The sequence below is a fragment of the Streptosporangium jomthongense genome (assembly GCF_042650425.1).
Taxonomy (GTDB): domain Bacteria; phylum Actinomycetota; class Actinomycetes; order Streptosporangiales; family Streptosporangiaceae; genus Streptosporangium.
Window position 1 is genome coordinate 135980 of sequence record NZ_JBHSBC010000023.1, and the last position, 23167, is coordinate 159146.

The following is a 23167-nucleotide window of genomic DNA, read 5'->3' on the forward strand; positions in this document are numbered from 1 at the left end:
GGATCTCCCTCCCGGGGTTCACCGGGCGGCCGGAGCCTCGCCTTCGGCCGGCCCGAGCCGTTCGCGGATCTCCCGCAGGCTCGGGTTGACCAGGCCGGTGCCGTCGGGCATGACCACGGTCGGGATGAGCCAGGAGCCACCGCCGATCTCGGTGATGCGCTCGATCGCCCCCGGGGTGTGGTCGACGTCCACCTCCGTGAAGGGGATGCCGGCCCGGGTGAGCTGGGACTTCAGGCGTTGGCAGTGGCCGCACCAGGGGGCGCTGTAAACGGTGAGGGAGTCCATGCATTTCCCATTCGGAAGGTGGGTTTGACCGGGGCGCCGTCGGGCGAATACTCTCCAGAGCCAAGTGGATAGTAATAGTAGACGCAGCAGCTAGACAGGCTGGCTGGTCGCAGAAAGTAGGTCTCCGTGACCGGTCTCCCCGACGTCGCCCTCACCCGGCGTTCCCTCCTGAGATCCCTCGCCATCGTGGGCGGCCTGGCCGCGGTCCCCGGTCTCGCCGCCTGCGGCTCGACCCCTCCCTCTCCCGCAGCCGGGAAGACCGACCTGCTCAGGGTCGCGCTGCCCTCCTCGATCGGCTCACTCGACGCGAGCAAGGAGGCGGGCATCATGAACTACGTCGTCGCCCTCCTCTGCCAGGAGGCGCTCGTCGGCGTCGGGCAGGACGGCGGTCTCCAGCCCGCCCTCGCCGAGTCGTGGGAGCGCAAGGACCCGAAGACCTACCTCTACCGGATCCGTTCCGGGGTGACCTTCACCGACGGCACCCCGCTGACCGCCGACGACGTCGTGGCCAGCCTCGACCTGCACGCCAGGAAGGGCTCCACCTCGGCCTACGCCTACGCCTACGCCAACGTGGACAAGATCAAGGCCGACGGCTCCACGGTCACGATCACCCTGAAGGAGCCGGACGCCTCCTTCGCCTGGACCCCCTCCCCGGGCACCCTGCAGATCACGAGCAGGAAGTTCGTCGAGACGACCGGCGAGAACATCGGCACCCCGGCCGGGAAGATCCTCGGCACCGGGCCGTACAAGGTGACCGAGTTCGCGCCCGACTCGCACGTGACGCTGGAGCGCAACGACGCCTGGTGGGGCGGCAAGGTCCCCTACCGGCAGATCAGGCTGGACTTCGTCCCCGAGGAGTCGACCCGGCTGCTGGCCATGCGCGGCGGATCCGTCGACGTCGCGCTGAACGTCCCCGCCGAGCAGATCGACCAGTGGAAGGCGATCTCCGGCGTCGAGGTCCGCACGGCCAGCGACCGGTCCCTGGTCACCCTGGCCTTCAACACCGCCAAGAAGCCCTGGAACGACGTCCACGTCCGTAAGGCGGTCGCCCACGCCGTGGACCGCGAGGGCATCGTGCGCAGCGTGCTGCGCGGCCACGGCCAGGTCGCGACGACCGTCCCCGACCCGGCCCAGTGGGGCGGCGTGCTCGACGAGGCCCAGGTCAAGGACCTCTACGCGCGCATCCCGCAGTACGGCTTCGACCTCGCCAAGGCCAAGGAGGAGCTGGCGCTCTCCTCGGTGCCGGGTGGCTTCTCCGACGTGCTGACCTACCCAAGCAGCGGCCCCCAGCTCGGCAGGGCGGCCCTCACCCTCGCCGAGAACCTCAAGACCATCGGCATCACGCTGGAGGTCAAGGAGATCCCCCTCGAACAGTGGATCTCCGAGCTGGGCAAGCACGACTCCGGCGTCTACCTCGGGTGGTACTTCGCCACGACCGGCGACCCCTCCGAGTACGTCCAGCAGCTGCTCAACGGCGCCTACGCCGGGGAGAACGGCTCCAACATCGCCGAGTACGCCAACGCCGAGGTGACCGGGCTGCTCGACGACGCCAAGAAGAGCACCGACGACGCCGCCAGGGGCAGGCTGCTGGGCGACGCGCTGGTCAGGGCCGCGGCCGACGTTCCCTACCAGCCGCTGTGGTGGGGAGAGGCGGCCACCGCGTTCGGGCCGAAGATCGGCGCCGGGGAGTTCGGCCCCTACTTCTTCGTCGGCCCCTGGGCCGCCAAGCTCACCACCCGCCCATGACCGTCGTGGACCTCTCGCGGGACGCGGGACTGCGGGCGCACGCGGCCCTGGCGACCCTCCGGGTACCCGACGCCGTCGCGCTGCACCCCGAGGGCACCCGCGTCGCCTGCGTCCTGCCCCCGTCCGAGGCCGAACCCGTCGCCCACGTGCTCGACCTCACCCGTGCGGACGCCGTCCCCACCCCGGTTCCCGAGGTCGCGGGACGCGGGCACGCGCTGACCCGCTGGCTGCCCGACGGGCGGCTGCTGCTCGCCTCGGGCGACGGGCAGGCCCTCGACCACGTCGAGGTCCGCGCGGGCGACGACCTCGTCACCGTCTGGCGGGCCGGGGTCGACGGGGAGATCGAGGACCTGGTCGCCGACGCCGACGGCACCGTCCTCGTACGGCTCGCCGACCCCGGAAGCGAACGCGACGGCAGCCACCTCGGGCTCCGGGTGGCCGACCCGGCCGCCGACCCCTTCGTCAGGACCCCGGGCGGACGGCTGCGGCGGCTCGCCCTGCTCAGGGTCGGGGACCCGGCCCCGAGGCCCGTCCCCACCCCCGGCCTGACCGTCTGGGAGGCCGACTGGCGCGACGGCCTCGCCCTGGCCGTGACCTCGGCGGATGAGACCCCCGGCGGGTACTACCGGCCCGGCCTCGTCCTGATCGACCCGGCCACCGGGGGGACCCGGACCCTGCTGACCACCTCCTGGCAGCTCAGCCGCCCCAGGCTGGCCCCCGGTGGACGCGCGGCCGTCGTGGTCGAGGGACTGTCCATCGTCTCGGGACGGGTCGTCCACCTCGACCTGGAGAGCGGTACGGTGACCCGGCTGACCACCGTGGACGACGTCACCGACCTGGGCTGGCTCGACGAGCACACCCTGTGGTTCACCGGGTGGTCGGGAACCGGCACGCACGGCGGCACCATGACCGCCGAAGGGCGGGTGCTGAGCCGCTGGACGGCCTGGGGCACCCTCGGCGGGCGCGACGGTCAGCCGTCGCTGTCGCCGGACCGCACCGGCACCCGTGCCGCCGCCGTCTGGGAGACGGCCGGGCGACCACCGGAGATCGCGCTCGCCGTCCTCACCGAGGGGGAGTGGCACCAGGTCACCGCCCTCAACACCGACCTCGCGCGGCTGGCCGTACGGCAGGAGGAGGTGAGCTGGACCGGGCCCGACGGGCTCACGGTCCAGGGGCTGCTGCTGACCTCCGGGGAGGCGCCGGGGCCGGGGCCGCTGGTGGTGATCGCGCACGGCGGGCCGACCTGGCTGTGGTCGAGCGCCTTCGCCCCCGCCGAGTCCAACCAGCTCGCGCTGCCGCTGGCGCACGCGGGCGCCGCCGTACTGCTGCCCAACCCCCGGGGCAGCAGCGGACGCGGGCAGGACTACGCCCGCCGGGTCATCGGGCACGTCGGCGAGGAGGACCTCGGGGACGTGCTCGCCGGGACCGACCACCTCGTGGCGGCCGGGATCGCCGACCCCGGGCGGATGGCGGTGCTCGGGCTGAGCTACGGCGGCTATCTCAGCGCGTGGGCGGTGACACGGACCAGGAGGTTCAGGGCGGCGGTCGTGATGTCCGGCGTCGCCGACTGGCTCAGCTTCACCACCGCGAGCAACCTCGCGGGCGGCTACGACCCGCTGTACCACCGGGGCGCCGACGCGACCACCCCGGAGGGCAGGGAGTTCCTCGCCGCGCGTTCCCCGGTCTGTCACGCCGGAGCCGTGACCACCCCGACGCTGATCCTGCACGGCGCCGAGGACAGAACCACCCCCGCCGGGCAGGCGGACCAGCTCTATCGTGCCTGGTCAGCGGCCGGAGTGAGGACTCAGCTCGTCGTCTACCCTCGGGAGGGCCACGAGCTGACCGAGCCGGGACACCGTCACGACGCGGCCGGCCGCGTGCTCGCCTGGCTGACGGAGAACGGGGTGCTGTGATGGACGGGCGGAGCCGGGACGGCCTCCCGCCGGACGGGGACGACGGCTCTCACGGGGACGTCCGGGAGGCCGCCGTGGGAGGCGGCGCTTACGAGGGCGTCCGGGAGAACGGCTCGCGCGAGGACGCCACGGGGGACGGCTCTCACGGGGACGTCCGGGAGGCCGCTCCGGGAGAGGGCGGTCACCGTGTCCGGCGCGCCGGGCGGGGCTGGGGCGCCTTTCTGGCGCGCAGGCTGGCGGGGACCGCCGTCGTCGTCGCGCTGGTCTCCGTCGGGGTGTTCGGCCTGCTCTACCTCGCCCCGGGCTCGGTCCAGCAGACCCTGCTCGGCACCCGTCCCGCCACGCCGGAGACCATCGCCGCCATCCAGGCCCGCTACCACCTCGACGACCCGCTGCCGGTGCGGTACCTCACCTGGCTCGGCGGCGCCCTGCGCGGCGACCTCGGCGTCTCCATCAGGACCGGCTCCCCGGTCGCGGACATGATCGGCGAACGGCTGCCGCTCACCCTGGCGCTCACCGGGTACGGCACGCTGCTCGCGGTGCTCGTCGGCGTCCCCCTCGGCGTCGCGGGAGCCGTACGGCGGGGCAGGGCGACCGACCGGTTCACGGTCACCGCCGGGGTGGTCGGGCTGAGCGCCCCGCCGTTCGCCGTGGGACTGCTGCTGCTCGTGGTCTTCGCCGCCTGGCTCGGCTGGTTCCCCGTGTACGGCACCGGCGAGGGCCTGGCCGACCGGATCTGGCACCTGACGCTGCCCGCCGCCGCGCTGGCCGTGGGCGCCGTGGGCATGCTCGTCCGTTTCAGCAGGGCCGCGCTCATCCGCGAACTCGACCAGGACTACGTGGTCTTCGCCAGGGCACGCGGCCTGGGCGGCGCCGGGGTCCTGGCCTACGCGCTGCGCAACTCGCTCGTGCCGATCCTCACCGCCGCCGGGCTGGTCGTGACCGGCATGCTGGCCGGGACCGTACTGGTCGAGGTGACCTTCGCGCTGCCCGGCCTCGGCTCCCTGCTGGTCGACTCGGTCACCTTCAAGGACGTGCCCGTGGTCCAGGCGCTCGCGTTGCTGCTCACCCTGCTCATCGCCGCCGTCAACCTCCTGGTCGACGTCGGCTACTCCCTGGCCGACCCCAGGGTCAGGATCGGCGGGAGGGCCTCGTGAGGCGCCCGTTCACCGGCCGTCGTCCGCGGGAGGCCATGGAGGTCCGCAGGAGAGGCGCGACGCGGCCCGCGTGGCTGCGCGCCCCGGTGAGCGTGGCCGTCGCGCTCCTGGTGCTTGTCCTGGCGGCCGTCGCCGCCGCCTTCTCCCCCTGGATCGTGCCGGACGCCACCGCCCAGGACCTGATGCTGGGCATCAGCGGCCCCGGCCCCGGCCACCCGCTCGGCACCGACGACCTGGGCCGCGACGTGCTGGACCTGCTGGTCGCCGGAGCCCGTACGGCCGTGCCGGGGGCACTGTGCGTGGCCCTCGGCTCGATGGTCGTCGGCAACCTGGCCGGGCTGCCCGCCGGATACCTCGGCGGCTGGGTGGACGCGCTGGTCATGCGCTGGGCCGACCTGGTGTTCTCGCTGCCCGCCCTGCTGGTCGCCATCGTCGTGGCGGGCGTGCTCGGCGGCGGGTACGGCCTGGCCATCGCCGTACTGGTCGTGCTGTTCTCGCCGACCGACACACGGGTGGTGCGCGGAGCCGTACTCGAACAGCGGCACCGTCCCTACGTCGAGGCCGCCCAGATGAAGAACCTCTCCTCCTGGCGGATCATGACGCGGCACGTGTGGCCGAACATCGCGCCCGTCGCGCTGGCCAACGTGTTCCTCAACTTCGCCTACGCCCTGGTCTCGCTGGCCTCGCTGTCCTTCCTCGGTCTGGGCGTCGCGGCGGGCTCACCCGACTGGGGGCGGACGCTGTCGGACAACCGCACCCAGTTCCTGGCCAACCCCTGGACGGTGATCGCCCCCGGCCTGGCGATCATCGCCGTCGCCGCCGCGCTCAACATCGTGGGTGACTGGCTCTACGAACGCGTGGACGCGCGGGGAAGGGCGCGCTGAGGATGGCACAAGAGGGCGGGATCACGGTCGAGGGGCTGACCGTACGGCAGCCCGCGACCGGCAGGACCCTGTTGTCCGAGGTCTCCTTCGACGTCGCGCCGGGGGAGTCCCTCGCGATCGTCGGTGAGTCCGGCTCCGGCAAGTCGCTCACGGTCAGGGCGACGCTCGGCCTGCTGCCCAGGGGACTCGACGCCTCCGGCCGGGTGAGCGTCGACGGCGTGCGGGTCGACGACGACCCCCGAACCCGCGCCCGGCAGCGCGGCGGCGTGGTCTCCCTCCTCATGCAGGACCCGTTCACGCTGCTCAACCCGCTGCGCCGGGTGGGGAGGCAGATCGCCGACGGGCTGCCGAAGGGGGCCGACGCCGCGACCGAGGTGCCCAGGCTGCTGGCCGAGGTCGGGCTGCCCGGGGACGTGGCCGGGCGCTACCCGTTCCAGCTGTCCGGCGGCATGCGGCAGCGTGTCGGCCTGGCCGCCGCGCTCGCGGGCGGGCCCCGCGTGCTGGTCGCCGACGAGCCGACGACCGCGCTCGACGCGACCACCCAGCGTGAGGTGCTCGCCCTGGTCCGGCGCATCCAGCGGGACCGGGGCATGGCGTTCGTGCTCATCACCCACGACCTGCGGCTGGCCTTCTCCACCTGCGACCGGGTCATGGTGATGTACGCCGGGCGGATCATGGAGAGCGGTGGGGCGGCGGCCGTACGGGACGAGCAGCTCCATCCCTACACCCGGGCCCTGCTGGCGGCCGAACCGCCCGCCGACCGGCGTCTGGCCGTCATCCCGGCCGTCCCCGGCTCCGTGCCGGCCCACGACGCGGTCGCCGACCGGTGCGCCTTCGCCGCCCGCTGCTCCCTGGCCGTGCCCGGCTGCCTGGCCGTACGGCCCTCGGCTCTGCCGGTACGGCCAGGGCGGGAGTCGGCCTGCCTGCGCGCCGCCGAGCTGCCCGCCAGGCCCGCGCCCGCACCGGGGGTCGCGCCTGGCGCCCCGGTCACGGCCGCCCCGGTGCTCGACCTGCGTGACCTGCGCAGAACCTTCGCCGGGGCCGCCCGGCCCGCCCTCGCCGGGGTGAGCCTCACCGTCGCGCCCGGCGAGGTGGTCGGCGTGGTCGGTGAGTCGGGGTCGGGCAAGACCACGCTCGCCCGCTGCGTCGCCGGGCTGGAACGCCCCGACGCGGGCACGGTCCTGCTCGACGGGATCGACTGCTCCGACTACGGCAGGCTGAGCCGTACGGCGGTGCGCCAGGCCCGGCGCACCGCGCAGATGATCTTCCAGGACCCCTATTCGACGCTCAACCCCGCCCGCACGATCGGGGCGACCCTGGCCGAGGCCCTGCGCGCCGACGGCCGCCCGGCCACCCCGGGAGACGTCGCCCGGCTGCTCGAATCGGTCGGCCTGAGCCGCGACACGGCCGGGACGCGTCCCGCCGGGCTGTCCGGCGGCGAACGTCAGCGGGTCGCGATCGCCCGTGCGGTGGCGGGTGAGCCCCGGCTGCTGATCTGCGACGAACCGGTCTCCGCGCTCGACGTCTCGGTGCAGGCGCAGATCCTCGCCCTCCTGGCCGAACTGCGGGAACGGCTGTCCATGGCGATGCTGTTCATCACCCATGACCTGGCGGTCGTCCGTCAGGTCGCCGACCGGCTCTACGTGCTTGAGGCGGGCCGGTGCGTGGAGACGGGCCCCGTCGACCGGGTCCTCGACGCCCCCTCCCACCCCTACACGCGGACGTTGCTGGCCAGCGTCCCCGACGGCTCCCCGGGCTGGCTCGGGTAACGCCGCAGCGGCCTGCCCGGGTCACCCGGGGGTCAGGGCGGCCTCCGCCTCGGCGAGCTCCCTCGCCGGGTCCACCATCCTGATCAGCAGCTCAAGGTCGTCCGGGTCGTAGCGCCGCCCTGACCTCGCGCCGGCGTTCGGCGGCGACGCGCAGCGGCGGCACCGCCTCGGCGTACGCGCCGCGCTGGGCCTTCAGCCTGCCCGCGAACATCGCGGCCGGCCCCCGCCGCTCCCGGCCGAACGCAGGTACCGGCGTTCTGACTCCTGCCAGGCCTCGTGGTGGCCGAGTTCGGCGTCGTGTCGGTGCCGGTGGTCATGGGCCGCCCTCGGCGGGAACGGCCTGGTGGTGGTCCGTCAGGCCGTGGGTGAGGACGGGCCCGTTGGCCGGGTTCTCGACATCCCTGCACGTGGACGTCGCCGGATGGGTTCGGGAGGGTTTGACGGGTTAGTCGCCGCGAAGATAGTCTGCGCGCATCCTAAATGTCGAAGGGGAGACCCATGTGGGAGTACGAGCACAGCGTCGAGACCACCGCCGCTCCTGAGGCGCTGTGGCGTCGCTGGTCCGACATGGAGACGTGGCCACAGTGGAACGACGGGATCGAGAAGATCGAGGTCGACGGCCCGTTCGCCGTGGGCACGGCGTTCAGGATGACCCCGCCGGGGGAGGGCCCCGTCGAGTTGCGCCTGGTGGAGATCGTGCCGGGTGAGGTGTTCACCGACGAGATGGACGCCGGTGGGTTCGTCGTGCGCACCGTGCACCGGCTGGAGCGGCTCGACGCGGGACGGACCCGGGTGACCTACCGTACGGAGATCGTTGGACAGGCCGCGGACGAGGTCGGGCCCCAGCTCGGTCCGGCGATCACCGCGGACTTCCCCGACGTGGTGGCCGCGCTGGTGAAGCGGGCGGAGGAGGGTTAGGCCGTGGTCGCCCATCCGGACGAGAGCCCGGGGTTCCTGCTGTGGCACGTCACGCTGCGCTGGCAGCGGGAGATCGTCGCCGCCCTCGCCCCGCTGGACCTCACCCACGTGCAGTTCGTGCTGCTGGCGACCGCCTGGTGGATGAACTCCCACGGCGAGAGTCCCAACCAGCTCAGCCTGGCCAGGCGCGCGGGCACCGACGTGAAGATGACCTCGCAGGTGCTGCGCAGGCTGGAGGACAAGGGCCTCCTCGGGCGGGAGGTCGATCCGGCGGACACCCGGGCCAAGTTGCTGAGGACCACCGACGAGGGCGCCGAACTGGCACGGCGGGCCATCGGCGTCGTGGAGGCCGCCGACGCGGCCTTCTTCGGAGCCACTCCCGACCTGTCCACCCTGCAGGCCCTGATGCGCCCTCTCGCCGACCGCCCTCTCGCCGACCCCTGAGCCGGGCCGGGTCGAGGGAGCCGCCGGTCCTGGCCGTGTGTTTCCTGGGACCGGCGGCGTTCTCGGTGTTCTTCGCCGGGTGACCGGTGGTCGTGTGGGCGCCGGAGGCGGCCGGGCCCGCGTGACGGGTGGTCAGGACCAGTAGGAGCGGGCTCGTTCCGCGGCGGTGGTGAGGGCCTCGCCGTCGATCTTGGTGAAGGTCAGCGGCACGTCGAACGCGGGCCACTGGACCACGAACTCGAACGGCTCCGGCGGCGGGAGCGGCCACATCCACAGGTTCCAGTGGCCGGTGGCCAGGCGGCCTCCACCACCCCCGCCGCCTCCGCCGCCCTGACGCAGGACGGGTCCCTTGGGACGCGGCGGCGGCCACTCGTCGGAGTTCGTCCTGCCGTCCACGGTCGTCGCCTTGGAGCCGTCGGGCAGGCGTACGCCGAAGCGCAGGACCTCGTCCTCAAGGAGGCGGCTGGGGCGGGTCCGGTTGCGGCGTCCCTCGAACATCAGGCCACGCCGTTCCCACCAGCTGTCCTCGTCCTCGTCGAGGAGTCGTCGTGCCGCCAGCCGTACGTGGAACTTCACGTTCTCGGGGAAGGCGACGGCACTGGCGAGGACGATCGTGATCGAGTCGCTCTGGAACAGCGTCTGCTCGACGGCCACGGTGCCGCCGAGCAGATCCTTCGGGGGGCCTGCCCACGGGGGCTGATCTCTCTCCTCCGAGGCCAGGTCCCGGCCGAGTCGTGGAGGGGGGGTGAAGAAATCCATGCGGTCAAAGTACGCAACCCCACGGCCCGTCCGGGTGTTTTTTCACCACATAGCACCCCATAAGTGCGGTGTCCCGATCGATACGGCGCACCCATATAGACGGATTTATCCGGAAAAATCCTTTTCCTGTACGGCTGGCGCACCCGCGCGGTTCGCCGGCCAGGGGAGGGTCAGGGCCAGTAGGAGTGCGCGCGCCTCGCGGCGGCGACGAGCGGTGCGCCGTCGATCTCGGTGAACGTCAGCGGCACCTCGAAGGCGGGCCACTCGACGGCGACCTCGAACGGCTCCGGAGGCGGCAACGGCCACAACCACAACGGCCAGTGCCCGGTGGCGAAGTCGTCGCTCCCCGATCTGTTGCCCGGGAGCCGGCAGTGCAGGACCGGGCCGTCCGGACGAGGCGGAGGCCATTCCTCGGTGTCCAGCGTGCCGTCCACGGTCGTGACCTTCGACCCGTCGGAGAAACGGATACCGAGCCGCATGTTCTCATCCGGGAGACGAGCGTCGCGATGGCCGTGGAAATCGAGCAACCGGTCGTGGTGGTCCCACCAGGTGTCGTCGTTGACTCCCTCCAGCCTGCGGAACGCCATTCGCACGTTGAGCCTCACCCCTTCGGGAAAGACGACGGCGTCGGTGAGCACGATGGCCAGTGTCTCCGTGCGGAACAGTGTTCGGTCGACGGGCACGACGGCGCCGACGAAATCCTCGGGAGGGCCGAGCCAGGGTGGTCTCTTTTCCCGCTTCATCGGTTTCCGCTCGGGAGGCGGTGGCGCGGTGAAGAAATCCATATGGCCACGCTACACAAATCCCGTTTCCATGGCCGGGCGGAAAGAATTCCACTTCTCCGGTCCCGGGTCGGCGGATACGGAGGCCCTCACGCCCCGACCCCGTGGTCGTGTGAACGGGAGGGCCTGGCAGAGTTTCGGGTGTTACGGGTGACACAGCACAAGGAACGGGACCATGACATCCATCGAGTTCGGAACGCCCTCGACCCTGCCGCCGACCAACGGCTACAGCCACGTGGCGAGCATTCCCCCTGGTAGCAGGATCGTGTGGACCTCGGGGCAGGTCCCGATCGACGCCGAGGGGACGGTCGCGACGGCGGGTGACTGGGAGGCGCAGACCCGCCAGGTCATGCGGAACGTGGGAGCCGCGCTCGAAGCGGGCGGGGCGACCTGGGACGACGTCTTCAAGCTGACGATCTTCGTGGTGGACACCTCGGCGCTGGCGACCGTGCGGGCCGTACGGGACGAGTTCATCAACCTGGAGCGTCCTCCGACGAGTTCCCTCGTCCAGGTCGCGGGCCTGTTCCGGCCTGACATCCTCATCGAGATCGAAGCCGTGGCCGCCATTTCCGAATCGTAGGAAAACCGCGGTAGGCCGTCTCCGGCAGAAGAAAATCCCTTAGTAAGAAGATTGTTTTTCGGTAGCATCGGGACCGCCTCGTTCAGTTTCCATGACACGGAGGTGGACGATGGCGGACGCCCGGGCCGACGGCGCCACCGAGGGAAATCCGCCGGTGGGTGTGCGGACTCCGCGGTTCCGGCGGCTCTGGTGGTCGTGGACGATCTCGTTGTGCGGGGACGGGGTGCGGTTTCTGGCCCTTCCCCTCTATGTCGCGCTGCGCAGCAGGGATCCGCTGGCGACGAGCGCGGTGGCCTTCGCGGAGACGTTGCCGTGGCTGCTGGGCGCGTTGCCCGCCGGGGCCGTCGTGGACCGGTCGCCGCCGCGGACCGTGCTGGTCGCCGCGCACGGGGTGCGGGCCGTACTGACGGCCGTGCTGGTGACGGCCATGGCGGCGGGCGCGGACTCGGTGGCGTTGCTGTGCGTCTTCGCCTTCCTGCTGACGCTCGCCGAGACCTTCGCCGACCCCGCCTCCCAGGTCATGATGGTGCACCTGGCCGGACCGGATGATCTCCAGGAGGCGAACTCCCGCTTCTACGCCGTCAACACGGTGGCCATGACCGTCATCGGTCCCCTCGCCGGTGGCCTGGTGATCGCCGTCAACCCCGTGTTGGCCTTCACCGTCGACGGGCTCAGCTTCGTGGCGGCCGCGCTGCTCGTGGCCACTCTCCCCGCCTTCCCCGCCGACGCCGGGGCGACGGGTACCCGGCTGGTGGCGGGGGTCGGGGAGAGCGTCCGTCTCCTGCTGGGACACCCCGGGCTGCGCACGCTCGCCACCATGGTGATGGTCGCCGGTGTCGCCTCGACCGCCTTCGACACCCTGCTGCCGCTCTACGCCGTCGACAGCCTGGGCATGGGCCCCCGTACGGTCGGGTCGCTGGTCATGGCGTTCGGCGTCGCCACCCTGGCGGGAACCTGGCTGGCCCCGCGCCTGGCCAGGCGGGTCTCCGACGGCCCGGTGATGATCACGGGGATGGTCGTTTCCGGCGGCGGGATCACGCTGGTCGGCCTGGTGGGCACCGTCGCCGCGGCCTGGACGGGTGTGGCGATGATGGGCGCGGGCGTAGGGCTGTGGAACGTGCTCTCCGCGACGCGCCGCCAGCGCCTCACCCCGCCGGGCGCGATGGGCCGCGTCTCCGGCGCCTACCGGATGATGGCCTGGGGCCTCATGCCCGTGGGCAGCGGGCTGGCGGGAGTGCTGGCCGCCGCCACCACGTTGCGGGTTCCCATACTGGTGGCCGGGCTGGCCACGATCCTGACCATCGCCCTGCTCGCCGTTCCCCTGCTCAGGACGGGTCCCGCGCGGGAGACCCCCTGAACGGGGCTCAGTCCTCGGAGAAGGAGATCAGGGTCAGGACGCGGCAGGGGAGGGCGCCGGTGACGTAGAGGTGGTCGGACTCGGAGGCGAACCGCAGGGCGTCCCCCGCTGCCAGGGTGACCGACCACTCCGCCGTCTCGACCGTCACCTCCCCGGAGACCACGTAGGCGTGCTCGACCGACCCCCGGCCGTGTGAGCTCTTGGCACTGCGGGTCCCGGCCGGGATGTCACCCTCGGCCAGCTCGAAACGGCGGCGGTCGGGGGCGGCGAACAAGGTGCGGACCGCGCTGTCACCGACCAGCAGGGGGGCGTTCTCCCCACGCCGGACGACCTCGGGCCCCACCAGGTTGACGCGGGTCAGCTCGCCGAAGGTCAGTTCGAGGGCGGTGGCCAGCCGGGAGAGCACCTCGACCGTGGGGTTGGCGACGCCCCGCTCGACCTGGGAGATCAACGCCTTGCTCACCCCGGTCAGCTCGGCCAGCTCACGGACGCTGAGACCGCGTGCCAGGCGGACACGGCGCAGGTTGGCGGCGATCGCCTCACGCACCCCGGCCGCCTCGGCGGGGGCGTCACGTACGGCGGGAGCCGCGAAGGAGGCCGCGAGAGAACCGGTCACGTCGAAGGCGGCGCCGTTCTCGCTCCGCATGGCTCCCCCTCACATGGCTGCCCGTACGCATCACATGATGCAGGACGTCAGCCGATGAGGGCGAGGCGGTGGGCCGCGGCGGCGGCCTCGCCCCTGGTGGAGACACCGAGCTTGCCCAGGATGTTGGAGACGTGCACGCTGACGGTCTTGGCCGAGATGAACAGCTCGGCCGCGATGTCGCGGTTCGACCGTCCCTGGGCGACCAGGCGGAGCACCTCCTGCTCGCGAGGGGTCAGCGGCGCCGTCGCGGAAGCCGTTGCCGGCGCCGTCGCGGCCGGGACGCCCTCCCCGGTGAGGGAAACCCCGATCCTGCGGGCCAGCGCCTCGATCTCCGCCTGCAGGGGCCGGGCCGACAGCGCGACGGCGATGGGGTGCGCCGTGCGCAGCCGTACGGCGGCGCCCTCACGATCACCCGCGCCCGCCGCCGCCCGCCCCGCGTGGAGCAGCGACTTGGCACGGGGGTGGGGCCGGTCGAGCCGTTCCCAGGTGATGGCGGCGGCGTCGTGGTCACCGTTGACGCTGAGCCGGTAGGCCTCGGCGACCGGGCTGTGCACGCCCATCGTGGCCCCGACCCCCTGGACCTGGGCGCGCAGCGCCGTCGCGCGCTCAGGAGCGATGGGCTCGGCGGCCTCGGCGACCGCGGCCAGCAGGGAGAGCACCCGCCAGCCGAGCATGGGCTTGCTGGTGATCTGCGCCTCCCCGACCACCCGTTCGGCGACGTCGAGCGCGGCCAGGGGTTCGCCGTCCAGCAGATGCAGGCCGATCCTGAGCCGGGAGTTGGCCGAACGCTCCTGGGTGAACTCGTCCAGGACGGTGAACGCCTCGACCTCGTTCAGCACGGACCTGACCACCTCGGTCTCACCCCGGGCGACCGCCACGTCGGCCCTGATGCGGCGCAGGTGGTGGCGGGTGCGCAGGGTGGGGTCCATGGTGAGCGCCTGCTCGGCGAGCTGGGCGGCCTCCTCGAACCGGCCGAGCGACTCAAGGGCCTCGGCCCGGTTGTTGGCCAGGAACGTCCCCGAGACGCGGTAACGGCCGTACTTCCTGGCCAGTTGCTCGCCTTCGAGCGCCAGCTCGACCGCCTCGGCGGAGCGGCCCATGTTGTTGAGGGCGTCCACGGTGTTGCTGAGCGCCCGCAGGACGATACGGCCGGAGGCCTTGCGCAGGCCGATGGCCTGGGCGGTCTCGTTGATGGCGACCGTCTCCTCAAGCCGGCCTTCGATGGAGGGACCGAGGGCCAGGTTGAGCAGCAGGTCGGCTTCGAGGCACTCGTCGTTGTGCTCGCGGGCGATGCGCAGCGCCTCCTCGGTGAGCGCGGTCCCCTCCGTCACCTCACCGCTGAAGATCAGGTAGGACCCCAGCTTGGACAGCACCACGGCGCGTTCCGGACTCGGGTCGGGGACCAGGCGCGCCGCGTAGCGGAAGTGGTCGAGTGCTCCCGGCCTGCGCTTCGACATCTTGAACTGGGCAAGCCGTACGAGGAGTTCGGCGACCCGGCCTGGCTGGGTCTGCTCGTCGAGTTCGTCCAGCGCGGCCTTGACGAACTTCATGCCGCGGTCGATCTCACCGCAGGAGTGGGCGGCCTCGGAGGCCTCTTCGAGGACCGTCGTGTGGTCGACGCCGATGCGCGAGGAGGCGTCGGGAACCTTGTTCCACAGCGTGAGCACCCGTTCGAGCAGCTGCATCTTCTCGTTGTAGGCGAAGGTCCTGGACGCCTTGGCCGCGGCCTCCCAGGCCGAGATGAGGGCCCACAGGTCGTCACGGGCGGAGTACCAGTGGTGGGCGATCTCGATGGCGGCCCGGCCCATGGGGACCAGGGTGCGGTCCCTGCCGATCTCCTCGGCGAATCGGGCGTGCAGCCGTACGTGCTCGCCGGGCAGCAGCTCGTCGTGTACGGCTTCGCGGATCAGGGCGTGCCGGAAGGCGTAGGCGCGGCCGTCGGCGACCTGGAGCACGTTGGCCGCGATGGCGGGCCGCAGGGTGTCCTCAAGATCGACGTCGGACAGGCCGCTGACGGCGGCCAGCAGGTCGTGGCCGACCCGGATGCCGCCCGCGGCGGCGATGCGCAGCAGCCGCTGGGTCTCGTCGGGCAGCTGTTCGACGGCGCCGAGGATCAGGTCGTGCAGGGAGTCGGGGTAGGAGGAGTCGACGCCGCATTCGAGCAGCGCCTCGACGAACAGGGGGATGCCCTCGCTGCGTTCGAAGACCTGCCCGACCTGGGAGAACTCCGGGGTCGTGCCGAGGATGCCGGCCATCTGGGCGGCGACCTCGTCACGGGTGAGCCTGGGCAGCTCCAGCCGGGCGACCCCCTCGACCCGGCCGAGCTCGGCCAGGACGGGACGGAGCGGGTGCTGGCGGTGCAACTCGTCCGAGCGGTAGGTCATGACCATCAGGACCGGGGCGGTACGGAGGTTCCGGCTGAGGAAGGCGATCAGGTCACGGCTCGACCGGTCGGCCCAGTGGATGTCCTCGATGACCAGGATCACCGGGTTGCGCTCGGCCAGCCGTTCCAGAAGGGTGAGGATCTGCTCGAAGAGCCGCCCCCTCGCGGTGTCGGTCTCGACCTCACCGCTCGGCTCGCCGAACTCGGGCAGCAGTCTGGCGAGGTCGCGCGCCCCGCCGACCGGCAGCAGCGCCGCGACCTCCTCGGCACTCGTCTCACGCACGAGCTGGCGGATCGCCGCGGTGAACGGCGCGTAGGCCAGGCCCTCCGTCGACAGTTCGACGCAGCCGCCGATGAGCACGTGAGCCCCCCGGCTCGCGGCGCGCTCGGCGAAGAACCCGATCAACCGTGACTTGCCGACCCCCGCCTCGCCCCCGAGCAGCACCGTCGCGGCCGCGGTGCTCCGGGCCTGCTCGAACGACTCGGACAAAGCGGCGAGTTCTATCTCCCGCCCTACGAAGACGGGGCTTGCCGCCCGACCCACCATGTCTTCCAGCATGTCATGCCTTATACGAACTCTTCTTCCCATTTATCTCTCGGCGGAAGAGGTGGCGACCTACGGGGGGTGGAGGGCCCGGCCGGGTGAATACCGGTGGCCGGGCCCTCGTGACGTGGTCATGCGGAAGCGGGCTTGCGGAACAGACCCCTGCGGCGCTCACCGGAGGACTGTCGCTTCTGCTCCGCCTCCTGCCGCCGGGTGGCCTCACGGGCGCGGCGGTACTCGACGGCCTCTCTGCGAAGGTCGGCGGCGCGCTGCTCGATCAGCTGGTGGTGGAACTCGGGAGCCATTTCGGCTTCCTCCTCACGGGGCGACTGCCCCCGGTGGTGCGATTTCCTTACACCTTCGAGACTCCTCCTAAGGCCCCCGTCGCCACATCGGACGGATGCCTTATCTCCACGGCCCCGGCGGTCGGGGGCATACCTAGGCCGGGGCGGGGCCGCCTTAGGCCCCCACGGGTTCGGCCCCGCAGAGGCCTATCCCGCGCGCAGGGAGCGCTTCAGCCGGGCGGCGGCGGCCACGGCGGGCCACAGGCGGGTGGCGAGGTTCCGCGCCAGGATGCCGCCCCGCGTCGCGGGCACCATGAGCGCCGACGCCTGCCCGACGGCCCGCTGCCTGGGCTCGACCAGGCGCCGGTGGGTGGCCTCGTACCGGCGGAAGGCCGCCTGGGGGTCGTCCGGACTCGCGGCGAGCTTCTCGGCGAGGGTGAACGCCCCGGCCATGGCCATGGTGGAGCCGTCTCCGAACAGGGAGACGCAGGACGCGGCGTCACCGAGGAGGACGACCCGGCCGTTCCACCAGCGCGGCAGGCTCACCCGGCTCACCGAGTCGAAGTAGAGGTCGTCGGCGGCGCGCACCCGCTCCAGGAGTTCGGGCACGCGCCAGGAGACGTCCGCGTACGCGCGTGTCAGCAGCCGCTTGTGCTGCTCGACGTCGCGGTGGTCGAAGCCGGGTTCCGCCGGGCTGCGGTACAGGAAGAACGCGCCGCTGGGCGTGGAGCTGACGGCGACCGCCTTGCCGGGGACGTTGTGCATGAGGATGTCCCGGTCAGGCCCGGACCGGCCGGGGAACGGCAGCGTCGCGACGTAGAGACCCATGTGGCGCATGAGTCCGTCCCCCGTGCCGAACGTCAGCCGACGGGTCAGCGAATGCAGGCCGTCGGCGCCGATCACCACGTCGAAGCGGCGGGGCCCGGCGCGTTCGAAGGTGACCTCGACCCCGCGTCCGTCACGGTCGAGGGTCACGACGGAGTCGTCGAAGAGGAACTCGGCGTGGTCGCGGCTCGCCTCGTACAGGATCGCCGCGAGATCGCCGCGCGGTACCTCGACCTCGTCCGGCTGCTGGAAGGCGCGCATGTCCATCCGGCCGACCCGCCTGCCCGCCGCGTCGACGAAGGTGAGGCCCGTCGTGCCGGTGGCGGCCTCGCGCAGCCGGGACAGGACGCCTATCCGTTCCGCGACGCGTACGGCGGGGCCTCTGACGTCCACCGGGTTCCCGCTGGAGCGCGGCGTCCCGGCGCGTTCGACGACGGTGACCTGGAAGCCGTGCCTGGCCAGCCAGTAGGCCGCCGTCGGCCCACCGACCCCGGCTCCGGAGATCAGGACTGTCCGCTTGGTCATGGCACCTCACTAACCGGATGAAACTCCTCCGCCTAACCGGTCGTGCATGGAAATCGATGTCAGCATCGCCGTTCCGGGATTTCCGATCAAGAGCGAGGCTTCCTGAGAAAGCATCCATACGTTGGAAATATGGATGTTTATGGGGTTCTTACGGGTTGTTTCCGGTGTCATGTTTGAGGCAGCCCGGCCGGCTGTGGCTCCTGACCGAAGGAGTCTTCAAGGATGAACCCCAGAACGAAGTTGGGCGCCGTCGTGGCCGTGGCCGTGATGGGGGTGTCCGGGCTGACGGGAAGCGCCGGAGCCTCCCCGGGAACACCGGACCAGCGCGCGGTCGCCGGCGCGGACAGGAGCATCCGCGAGCACGCGGAGGAACTCCGTCTCGCGCCGGGAGACGCCCTCACCCCTCCCACGATCACCTCGGGGCCGGGCGGCCTGCGTTATCTGCTCTACCGGCGGACCCACCACGGGCTGCCGGTGTACGGCGGCGAGGTGATCGTGTCCACCGACAGCACGGGCACCGTGGTCAACGCCGTCGTCACCGGCCAGCAGGCCACGCTGAACCTCGGCGCGGCGGGCGTGACGCCACGGGTGAGCGCCGCGGAGGCCGCCGCCAAGGCCCTCGGCGAGACCGCGGGGACAGGGGAGAAGGCCGGCACGCCCAGGCTGCTGATCCATGCGACGACCGACCACCCCAGGCTGACCTGGGAGGTCGTCGTCACAGGAGGGACGGAGGCGGCTCCCGTCTCACGGCGTGTCTTCGTGGACGCCCTCGACGGGACCGTTGTCGAGTCCGTCGACCAGATCGCCCACGGCATCGGCAACAGCCGCTTCAACGGCAACCCGGTGACCATCCGGACCCTTGGGTCGGGAGGACGCTATTCCATGATCGACCCCGACCGCCTCCATCTACAGTGCGGGGGCCTGTCGGGCACCGCCTACACCAAGTCGACCGACAACTGGGGAAACGGGCAGGGCACCAACCTGGAGACGGCCTGTGTCGACGTCCTGTTCGGAGCGCAGAAGTTCTCGGACATGCTCAAACAGTGGCTGAACCGCAACGGTGTCAACGGCGCGGGAAATAGCTATCCGGCACGGGTCGGGATGAGCGATGTCGACAACTACTGGAACGGCAGCACAGTCTATTTCGGCCACAACCAGGCGAACCGCGAGCAACTCGTCTCGCTGGACATGGTCGCCCACGAGTACGGCCACGCCGTCTTCGAGACCGTGGGAGTCGGCGGACCCCCGATAGACGACGAGGAGAAGGCGCTGGCCGAGTCGGCCGGGGACATCTTCGGCGCGCTGAACGAGCACTACGTCAACCACCCGGTCGCCCTGGACGAGCCGGACTACCTGGTCGGTGAGGAGGTGAACATGGTCGGCACCGGCCCGATCCGTTACATGTTCAACCCGTCCCTCGCGGGCGACCCGAACTGCTACCCGGTGTCCTGGAACGTCGATCCGCACAGGGCGGCGGGGCCGCAGAACCACTGGTTCTACCTGCTGGCCGAGGGCACCAACCCGGTGGGCAAGCCGACGAGCCCGGTCTGCGGGGGCCCCTCGACGCTGACCGGCATCGGGATCGTCAAGGCCGGGCAGATCTTCTACTCGGGGCTGAGGCTCAGGACATACCCCTGGACGCACGGCAGGAGCAGACAGGCCACCGTTTACGCGGCCAAGATGCTTTTCGGCTGCGCGGAGGTGACCGCGACCAAGGCGGCGTGGACCGCCGTCAACGTCGGCCCGCAGCCCGGTGAGGCCACCTGCTGACCCCTGGGCGGGCGGGGTTTTTTCAGCCCCGCCCGCCCCCTCAGGGGGAAGATCCATCCGATTTCCCGAAGGAATCGGCGAATGTTGACGAAAACCGGTGCCGTGACTGGCCGACACCCGGTTTGGAACTGAAGACACCAGTCGGCATGCTGGAGAGGTGTCGACTATGACTCCTTCGCTCGCCGACGTGGCCTCGTCCAACGTCGCGTTGCGAAACCTCCTCCACGGCCTACCCGGTGTCGACCGTGTGGGCGCCGACCAGCGAGCCGCGACGCTCGGCACCCGATCGATCAAGACCACGTCCAAGGCGCTGGCCATCGACCTCGCCATCCGCATGGTGGACCTGACCACCCTCGAAGGGGCCGACACGCCGGGCAAGGTGCGCGCGATGTGCGCCAAGGCGGTCCGCCCCGATCCCGGTGACCCCTCGGTGCCGAAGGTGGCCGCGGTGTGCGTCTACCCCGACCTGGTCCCCCGCGCGGTCGAGGCGCTCGCCGGTTCCGGGGTGCGGGTCGCCAGCGTCGCCACCGCCTTCCCCAGCGGCCGTTCCTCCCTGGACGTCAAGGTCGCCGAGACGGCCTTCGCGGTCGCGGCGGGCGCCGACGAGATCGACATGGTGATCGACAGAGGCGCCTTCCTGTCCGGCGACTACCTCAAGGTCTTCGAGGAGATAGCCGCGGTCAAGGCGGCGTGCGGTACGGCGCACCTGAAGGTGATCCTGGAGACCGGCGAGCTGGTGACCTACGACAACGTACGGCGCGCGGCCTGGCTGGCCATGCTGGCCGGAGGCGACTTCGTCAAGACCTCGACGGGCAAGGTGCAGCCCGCCGCGACCCTGCCGGTGACGCTGGTGATGCTTGAGGCGGTCCGCGACTTCCTGGCCGTCACGGGCCGCAAGGTCGGGGTGAAGCCCGCGGGCGGCATCAAGACCACCAAGGACGCGATCAAGATGCTGGTGCTCGTCAACGAGACCGTCGGCGACGGCTGGCTCGACCCCGCCTGGTTCCGGCTCGGCGCCTCAAGCGTGCTCAACGACCTGCTGATGCAGCGTCAGAAGCTGGCAACGGGCCGCTACGCCGGTCCCGACTACTTCACCCTGGACTGATCGATGTTCGAATACGCACCGGCCCCCGAATCCCGCGCCGTCGTCGACATCAGGCCCTCCTACCGGCTGTTCGTCGGCGGCGAGTGGGTCGACTCCCAGGGCGGCACCGCGCACAAGACCGTCAACCCCGCCTCCGAAGAGGTCCTGTCCGAGGTCGTGTGGGCCACCGAGGCCGACGTGGACAGGGCGGTCGGCGCCGCACGCAAGGCCTTCGGCGCCTGGTCGGCGATGCCGGGCTCCGAACGGGCAAAGTACCTGTTCAGGATCGCCCGCATCATCCAGGAACGCTCGCGTGAGCTGGCCGTACTGGAGACGCTCGACAACGGCAAGCCGATCCGCGAGTCCCGTGACGTGGACCTGCCGCTGGTGGCGGCGCACTTCTTCTACTACGCGGGCTGGGCCGACAAGCTCGGGCACGCGGGGTACGGTTCCGACCCCAGGCCGCTGGGCGTCGCGGGCCAGATCATCCCGTGGAACTTCCCGCTGCTCATGCTGGCCTGGAAGATCGCGCCCGCGCTGGCCTGCGGGAACACGGTCGTGCTGAAGCCCGCCGAGACGACCCCGCTGACCGCGCTGCTGTTCGCCGAGATCTGTCAGCAGGCCGACCTGCCGCCGGGCGTGGTCAACATCGTGACCGGCGCGGGCGAGACCGGCGCGGCCCTGGTCGACCACCCCGACGTGAACAAGATCGCCTTCACCGGTTCGACCGAGGTGGGGCGCCGGATCGCCAGGTCCGCCGCGAGCTCCGGCAAACGGCTCACCCTTGAGCTCGGAGGCAAGGCCGCCAACATCGTCTTCGACGACGCCGCGCTGGACCAGGCCGTCGAGGGCGTCGTCAACGGCATCTTCTTCAACCAGGGGCACGTGTGCTGCGCGGGCTCCCGCCTGCTGGTCCAGGAGTCGGTCGCCGAGGAGCTGCTCACGGCACTGAAGCGGCGCCTGAGCACACTGCGCCTGGGCGACCCGCTGGACAAGAACACCGACATCGGCGCGATCAACTCCGCCGCCCAGCTCGCCAGGATCCGTGAGCTGTCCGACGCCGGGGAGGCCGAGGGGGCCGAACGCTGGTCCCCGGTGTGCCCGCTGCCGGAACGGGGCTTCTGGTTCCCGCCGACGATCTTCACCGGGGTGGCGCAGTCGCACCGGATCGCGCGAGAGGAGGTCTTCGGGCCTGTGCTGTCCGTGCTGACCTTCCGTACGCCCGCCGAGGCCGTGGAGAAGGCGAACAACACCCCCTACGGCCTGTCCGCGGGGGTGTGGACCGAGAAGGGCTCACGCATCCTGTGGATGGCGGACCGGCTGCGCGCCGGCGTCGTGTGGGCCAACACCTTCAACCGGTTCGACCCGACCTCGCCGTTCGGCGGTTACAAGGAGTCGGGATACGGCAGAGAGGGCGGACGACACGGGCTGGAGGCGTATCTCGATGTGTGACCACCGCGAGTCCGGGCGCCGTCGCCGCCGTGGCCAGGCGACCAGGGGACACGGCTTCGCCAGGGCGGGCCGTCCCGCGCTGCGCGGCTGGTTCGCCCACCGGTGCGGGGTGAGCCGCTGCGGTCAGGTCTTCGTGCCCGCCCGGCTCTCCCAGCAGGAGAGCACGTGGAGAGGGCGGGGCGATGAGTAAGACCGATCCCGTACGGCTGGCCGTACGCAAGACCTACAAGCTGTACATCGGCGGGGCGTTCCCGCGCTCGGAGAGCGGAAGGTCCTATCCGGTGACCTCCTCCAAGGGCGACTTCCTGGCCAACGCCGCGAAGGCGTCCCGCAAGGACGCCAGGGACGCGGTCTCCGCGGCCCGCAAGGCCTTCCCCGGCTGGTCGGGCGCGACGCCGTACAACCGGGGTCAGATCCTGTACCGGGTGGCCGAGATGCTCGAAGGGCGCCGGGCGCAGTTCGTCGCGGAGCTGGTCGCGGCGGGCGCGGGCCGGGCCGAGGCGGGCAGGAACGTGGACGCGGCCGTCGACCGGCTGGTCTGGTACGCCGGATGGTCCGACAAGATCACCGCGGTGGTGGGGGCGGCCAACCCGGTCGCCGGGCCGTACTTCAACCTCTCCACGCCCGAGCCGACCGGGGTCGTCGCGGTCGTCGCGCCCGAGGACCCGCTGCTCGGCCTCGTCTCGGTCGTCGCCCCGGTGATCGTCACCGGCAACACCTGCGTCGTGGTCGCCGGTGAGCGGGCGCCGCTGCCCGCCGTCACGCTGGCGGAGGTGCTGGCCACCTCCGACCTGCCCGGCGGGGTGGTCAACGTGCTGACCGGCTCGACGGCGGAGATCGCGCCCTGGCTGGCCTCGCACATGGACGTCAACGCCCTCGACCTCACCGGCGTCGCGGACGCGGAGCTGGCGGTCACGTGCGAGGAGGCGGCGGCGGAGAACCTCAAGCGGGTCCTGCGCCCGGTGCCGGTGACCGACTGGTACGCCGACCCCGGAACCCGGCGGATGACCACCTTCCTGGAGACCAAGACGGTCTGGCACCCGACCGGCGTGTGACCGCC

At 71.6% G+C, this 23167-nt stretch carries 21 protein-coding genes; 14 read left to right on the forward strand and 7 right to left on the reverse strand.

Going from position 1 to position 23167, the window contains the following annotated elements:
* Window positions 1-18: 18 nt before the first annotated feature.
* Window positions 19-285: a glutaredoxin family protein gene (locus ACFOYY_RS24125; RefSeq protein ID WP_362780639.1), complete on the reverse strand. Its 267-nt coding sequence runs from the start codon at window positions 283-285 to the stop codon at window positions 19-21.
* A gap of 126 nt (window positions 286-411) precedes the next feature.
* On the opposite strand from ACFOYY_RS24125, the gene ACFOYY_RS24130 reads away from it, so the two are divergent.
* From ACFOYY_RS24130 to ACFOYY_RS24160, 7 genes are all read left to right on the forward strand, one after another.
* Window positions 412-2031, forward strand: a complete 1620-nt coding sequence (locus ACFOYY_RS24130; protein WP_386192253.1) for an ABC transporter substrate-binding protein — start codon at window positions 412-414, stop codon at window positions 2029-2031.
* Window positions 2028-3944: an alpha/beta hydrolase family protein gene (locus tag ACFOYY_RS24135; RefSeq protein ID WP_386192255.1), complete on the forward strand. Its 1917-nt coding sequence runs from the start codon at window positions 2028-2030 to the stop codon at window positions 3942-3944. Before ACFOYY_RS24130 ends, ACFOYY_RS24135 begins: the two co-directional genes overlap by 4 nt.
* The gene (locus tag ACFOYY_RS24140; protein WP_386192258.1) at window positions 3944-5101 is read left to right on the forward strand and encodes an ABC transporter permease; all 1158 of its coding nucleotides are present in this window, start codon (window positions 3944-3946) and stop codon (window positions 5099-5101) included. Before ACFOYY_RS24135 ends, ACFOYY_RS24140 begins: the two co-directional genes overlap by 1 nt.
* Window positions 5098-5985 (forward strand): ABC transporter permease, encoded by an 888-nt coding sequence (locus tag ACFOYY_RS24145; protein WP_386192261.1) that lies wholly within the window; start codon window positions 5098-5100, stop codon window positions 5983-5985. The genes ACFOYY_RS24140 and ACFOYY_RS24145 overlap by 4 nt, the downstream gene beginning before the upstream one ends.
* A 2-nt stretch (window positions 5986-5987) precedes the next feature.
* The gene (locus ACFOYY_RS24150) at window positions 5988-7754 is read left to right on the forward strand and encodes an ABC transporter ATP-binding protein (RefSeq protein ID WP_386192264.1); all 1767 of its coding nucleotides are present in this window, start codon (window positions 5988-5990) and stop codon (window positions 7752-7754) included.
* Between the two features lie 498 nt (window positions 7755-8252).
* Complete coding sequence (locus ACFOYY_RS24155; RefSeq protein WP_386192267.1) at window positions 8253-8672, forward strand: SRPBCC family protein; 420 nt, start codon at window positions 8253-8255, stop codon at window positions 8670-8672.
* A gap of 3 nt (window positions 8673-8675) precedes the next feature.
* The gene (locus ACFOYY_RS24160; protein ID WP_386192270.1) at window positions 8676-9116 is read left to right on the forward strand and encodes a MarR family winged helix-turn-helix transcriptional regulator; all 441 of its coding nucleotides are present in this window, start codon (window positions 8676-8678) and stop codon (window positions 9114-9116) included.
* Window positions 9117-9248: 132 nt separating this feature from the next.
* On the opposite strand, the gene ACFOYY_RS24165 is transcribed toward ACFOYY_RS24160, so the two are convergent.
* Together ACFOYY_RS24165 and ACFOYY_RS24170 are read right to left on the reverse strand one after the other, a co-directional pair.
* Window positions 9249-9875 (reverse strand): hypothetical protein, encoded by a 627-nt coding sequence (locus ACFOYY_RS24165; protein ID WP_352010767.1) that lies wholly within the window; start codon window positions 9873-9875, stop codon window positions 9249-9251.
* Window positions 9876-10045: 170 nt separating this feature from the next.
* Window positions 10046-10660, reverse strand: a complete 615-nt coding sequence (locus ACFOYY_RS24170; RefSeq protein ID WP_386192273.1) for a hypothetical protein — start codon at window positions 10658-10660, stop codon at window positions 10046-10048.
* Between the two features lie 172 nt (window positions 10661-10832).
* Between ACFOYY_RS24170 and ACFOYY_RS24175 the strand changes: the two genes are divergently transcribed.
* Together ACFOYY_RS24175 and ACFOYY_RS24180 are read left to right on the forward strand one after the other, a co-directional pair.
* Window positions 10833-11237 (forward strand): RidA family protein, encoded by a 405-nt coding sequence (locus ACFOYY_RS24175; protein WP_352010765.1) that lies wholly within the window; start codon window positions 10833-10835, stop codon window positions 11235-11237.
* Window positions 11238-11346: 109 nt separating this feature from the next.
* Entirely contained in the window at window positions 11347-12594 is a 1248-nt protein-coding gene (locus ACFOYY_RS24180; protein ID WP_362912711.1) for an MFS transporter, read from the forward strand.
* A 7-nt stretch (window positions 12595-12601) separates the two neighbouring features.
* Here ACFOYY_RS24180 and ACFOYY_RS24185 read toward each other — a convergent pair whose 3' ends face one another.
* The 4 genes from ACFOYY_RS24185 to ACFOYY_RS24200 all read right to left on the reverse strand — a co-directional run bounded on the left by ACFOYY_RS24185 (window position 12602) and on the right by ACFOYY_RS24200 (window position 17801).
* Complete coding sequence (locus ACFOYY_RS24185; protein WP_352010763.1) at window positions 12602-13240, reverse strand: helix-turn-helix domain-containing protein; 639 nt, start codon at window positions 13238-13240, stop codon at window positions 12602-12604.
* Window positions 13241-13287: 47 nt separating this feature from the next.
* Window positions 13288-16212: a helix-turn-helix transcriptional regulator gene (locus tag ACFOYY_RS24190; protein WP_386192278.1), complete on the reverse strand. Its 2925-nt coding sequence runs from the start codon at window positions 16210-16212 to the stop codon at window positions 13288-13290.
* A gap of 86 nt (window positions 16213-16298) precedes the next feature.
* On the reverse strand, window positions 16299-16472 hold the full coding sequence (locus ACFOYY_RS24195) for a hypothetical protein (RefSeq protein WP_352010761.1): 174 nt from the start codon (window positions 16470-16472) through the stop codon (window positions 16299-16301).
* A 186-nt stretch (window positions 16473-16658) separates the two neighbouring features.
* Window positions 16659-17801: an FAD-dependent monooxygenase gene (locus ACFOYY_RS24200; RefSeq protein ID WP_386192281.1), complete on the reverse strand. Its 1143-nt coding sequence runs from the start codon at window positions 17799-17801 to the stop codon at window positions 16659-16661.
* Window positions 17802-18023: 222 nt separating this feature from the next.
* Here ACFOYY_RS24200 and ACFOYY_RS24205 point away from each other — a divergent pair, with 222 nt between their 5' ends.
* The 5 genes from ACFOYY_RS24205 (at window position 18024) to ACFOYY_RS24225 (ending at window position 23162) form a co-directional block, all read left to right on the forward strand.
* On the forward strand, window positions 18024-19571 hold the full coding sequence (locus tag ACFOYY_RS24205; RefSeq protein ID WP_386192284.1) for a M4 family metallopeptidase: 1548 nt from the start codon (window positions 18024-18026) through the stop codon (window positions 19569-19571).
* A 166-nt stretch (window positions 19572-19737) separates the two neighbouring features.
* The gene (gene deoC, locus ACFOYY_RS24210) at window positions 19738-20676 is read left to right on the forward strand and encodes a deoxyribose-phosphate aldolase (RefSeq protein WP_352010758.1); all 939 of its coding nucleotides are present in this window, start codon (window positions 19738-19740) and stop codon (window positions 20674-20676) included.
* A gap of 3 nt (window positions 20677-20679) precedes the next feature.
* Window positions 20680-22107 carry an aldehyde dehydrogenase family protein gene (locus ACFOYY_RS24215; RefSeq protein ID WP_386192287.1) on the forward strand — a complete coding sequence of 476 codons (1428 nt, stop codon included), beginning with the start codon at window positions 20680-20682 and terminating at the stop codon, window positions 22105-22107.
* Window positions 22100-22297 carry a hypothetical protein gene (locus ACFOYY_RS24220; protein WP_352010756.1) on the forward strand — a complete coding sequence of 66 codons (198 nt, stop codon included), beginning with the start codon at window positions 22100-22102 and terminating at the stop codon, window positions 22295-22297. Before ACFOYY_RS24215 ends, ACFOYY_RS24220 begins: the two co-directional genes overlap by 8 nt.
* Window positions 22290-23162 carry an aldehyde dehydrogenase family protein gene (locus ACFOYY_RS24225; protein ID WP_386192290.1) on the forward strand — a complete coding sequence of 291 codons (873 nt, stop codon included), beginning with the start codon at window positions 22290-22292 and terminating at the stop codon, window positions 23160-23162. Before ACFOYY_RS24220 ends, ACFOYY_RS24225 begins: the two co-directional genes overlap by 8 nt.
* Window positions 23163-23167: the final 5 nt, after the last annotated feature.

Bases quoted from the DNA above. Each gene is read 5' to 3' on its own strand.
- ACFOYY_RS24125 (WP_362780639.1), bottom strand. From the start codon at position 285: ATGGACTCCCTCACCGTTTACAGCGCCCCCTGGTGCGGCCACTGCCAA.
- ACFOYY_RS24135 (WP_386192255.1), top strand. From the start codon at position 2,028: ATGACCGTCGTGGACCTCTCGCGGGACGCGGGACTGCGGGCGCACGCG.
- ACFOYY_RS24140 (WP_386192258.1), top strand. From the start codon at position 3,944: ATGGACGGGCGGAGCCGGGACGGCCTCCCGCCGGACGGGGACGACGGC.
- ACFOYY_RS24150 (WP_386192264.1), top strand. From the start codon at position 5,988: ATGGCACAAGAGGGCGGGATCACGGTCGAGGGGCTGACCGTACGGCAG.
- ACFOYY_RS24155 (WP_386192267.1), top strand. From the start codon at position 8,253: ATGTGGGAGTACGAGCACAGCGTCGAGACCACCGCCGCTCCTGAGGCG.
- ACFOYY_RS24165 (WP_352010767.1), bottom strand. From the start codon at position 9,875: ATGGATTTCTTCACCCCCCCTCCACGACTCGGCCGGGACCTGGCCTCG.
- ACFOYY_RS24170 (WP_386192273.1), bottom strand. From the start codon at position 10,660: ATGGATTTCTTCACCGCGCCACCGCCTCCCGAGCGGAAACCGATGAAG.
- ACFOYY_RS24175 (WP_352010765.1), top strand. From the start codon at position 10,833: ATGACATCCATCGAGTTCGGAACGCCCTCGACCCTGCCGCCGACCAAC.
- ACFOYY_RS24180 (WP_362912711.1), top strand. From the start codon at position 11,347: ATGGCGGACGCCCGGGCCGACGGCGCCACCGAGGGAAATCCGCCGGTG.
- ACFOYY_RS24185 (WP_352010763.1), bottom strand. From the start codon at position 13,240: ATGCGGAGCGAGAACGGCGCCGCCTTCGACGTGACCGGTTCTCTCGCG.
- ACFOYY_RS24190 (WP_386192278.1), bottom strand. From the start codon at position 16,212: ATGGGAAGAAGAGTTCGTATAAGGCATGACATGCTGGAAGACATGGTG.
- ACFOYY_RS24195 (WP_352010761.1), bottom strand. From the start codon at position 16,472: ATGGCTCCCGAGTTCCACCACCAGCTGATCGAGCAGCGCGCCGCCGAC.
- ACFOYY_RS24200 (WP_386192281.1), bottom strand. From the start codon at position 17,801: ATGACCAAGCGGACAGTCCTGATCTCCGGAGCCGGGGTCGGTGGGCCG.
- ACFOYY_RS24205 (WP_386192284.1), top strand. From the start codon at position 18,024: ATGAACCCCAGAACGAAGTTGGGCGCCGTCGTGGCCGTGGCCGTGATG.
- deoC (WP_352010758.1), top strand. From the start codon at position 19,738: ATGACTCCTTCGCTCGCCGACGTGGCCTCGTCCAACGTCGCGTTGCGA.
- ACFOYY_RS24215 (WP_386192287.1), top strand. From the start codon at position 20,680: ATGTTCGAATACGCACCGGCCCCCGAATCCCGCGCCGTCGTCGACATC.
- ACFOYY_RS24220 (WP_352010756.1), top strand. From the start codon at position 22,100: ATGTGTGACCACCGCGAGTCCGGGCGCCGTCGCCGCCGTGGCCAGGCG.
- ACFOYY_RS24225 (WP_386192290.1), top strand. From the start codon at position 22,290: ATGAGTAAGACCGATCCCGTACGGCTGGCCGTACGCAAGACCTACAAG.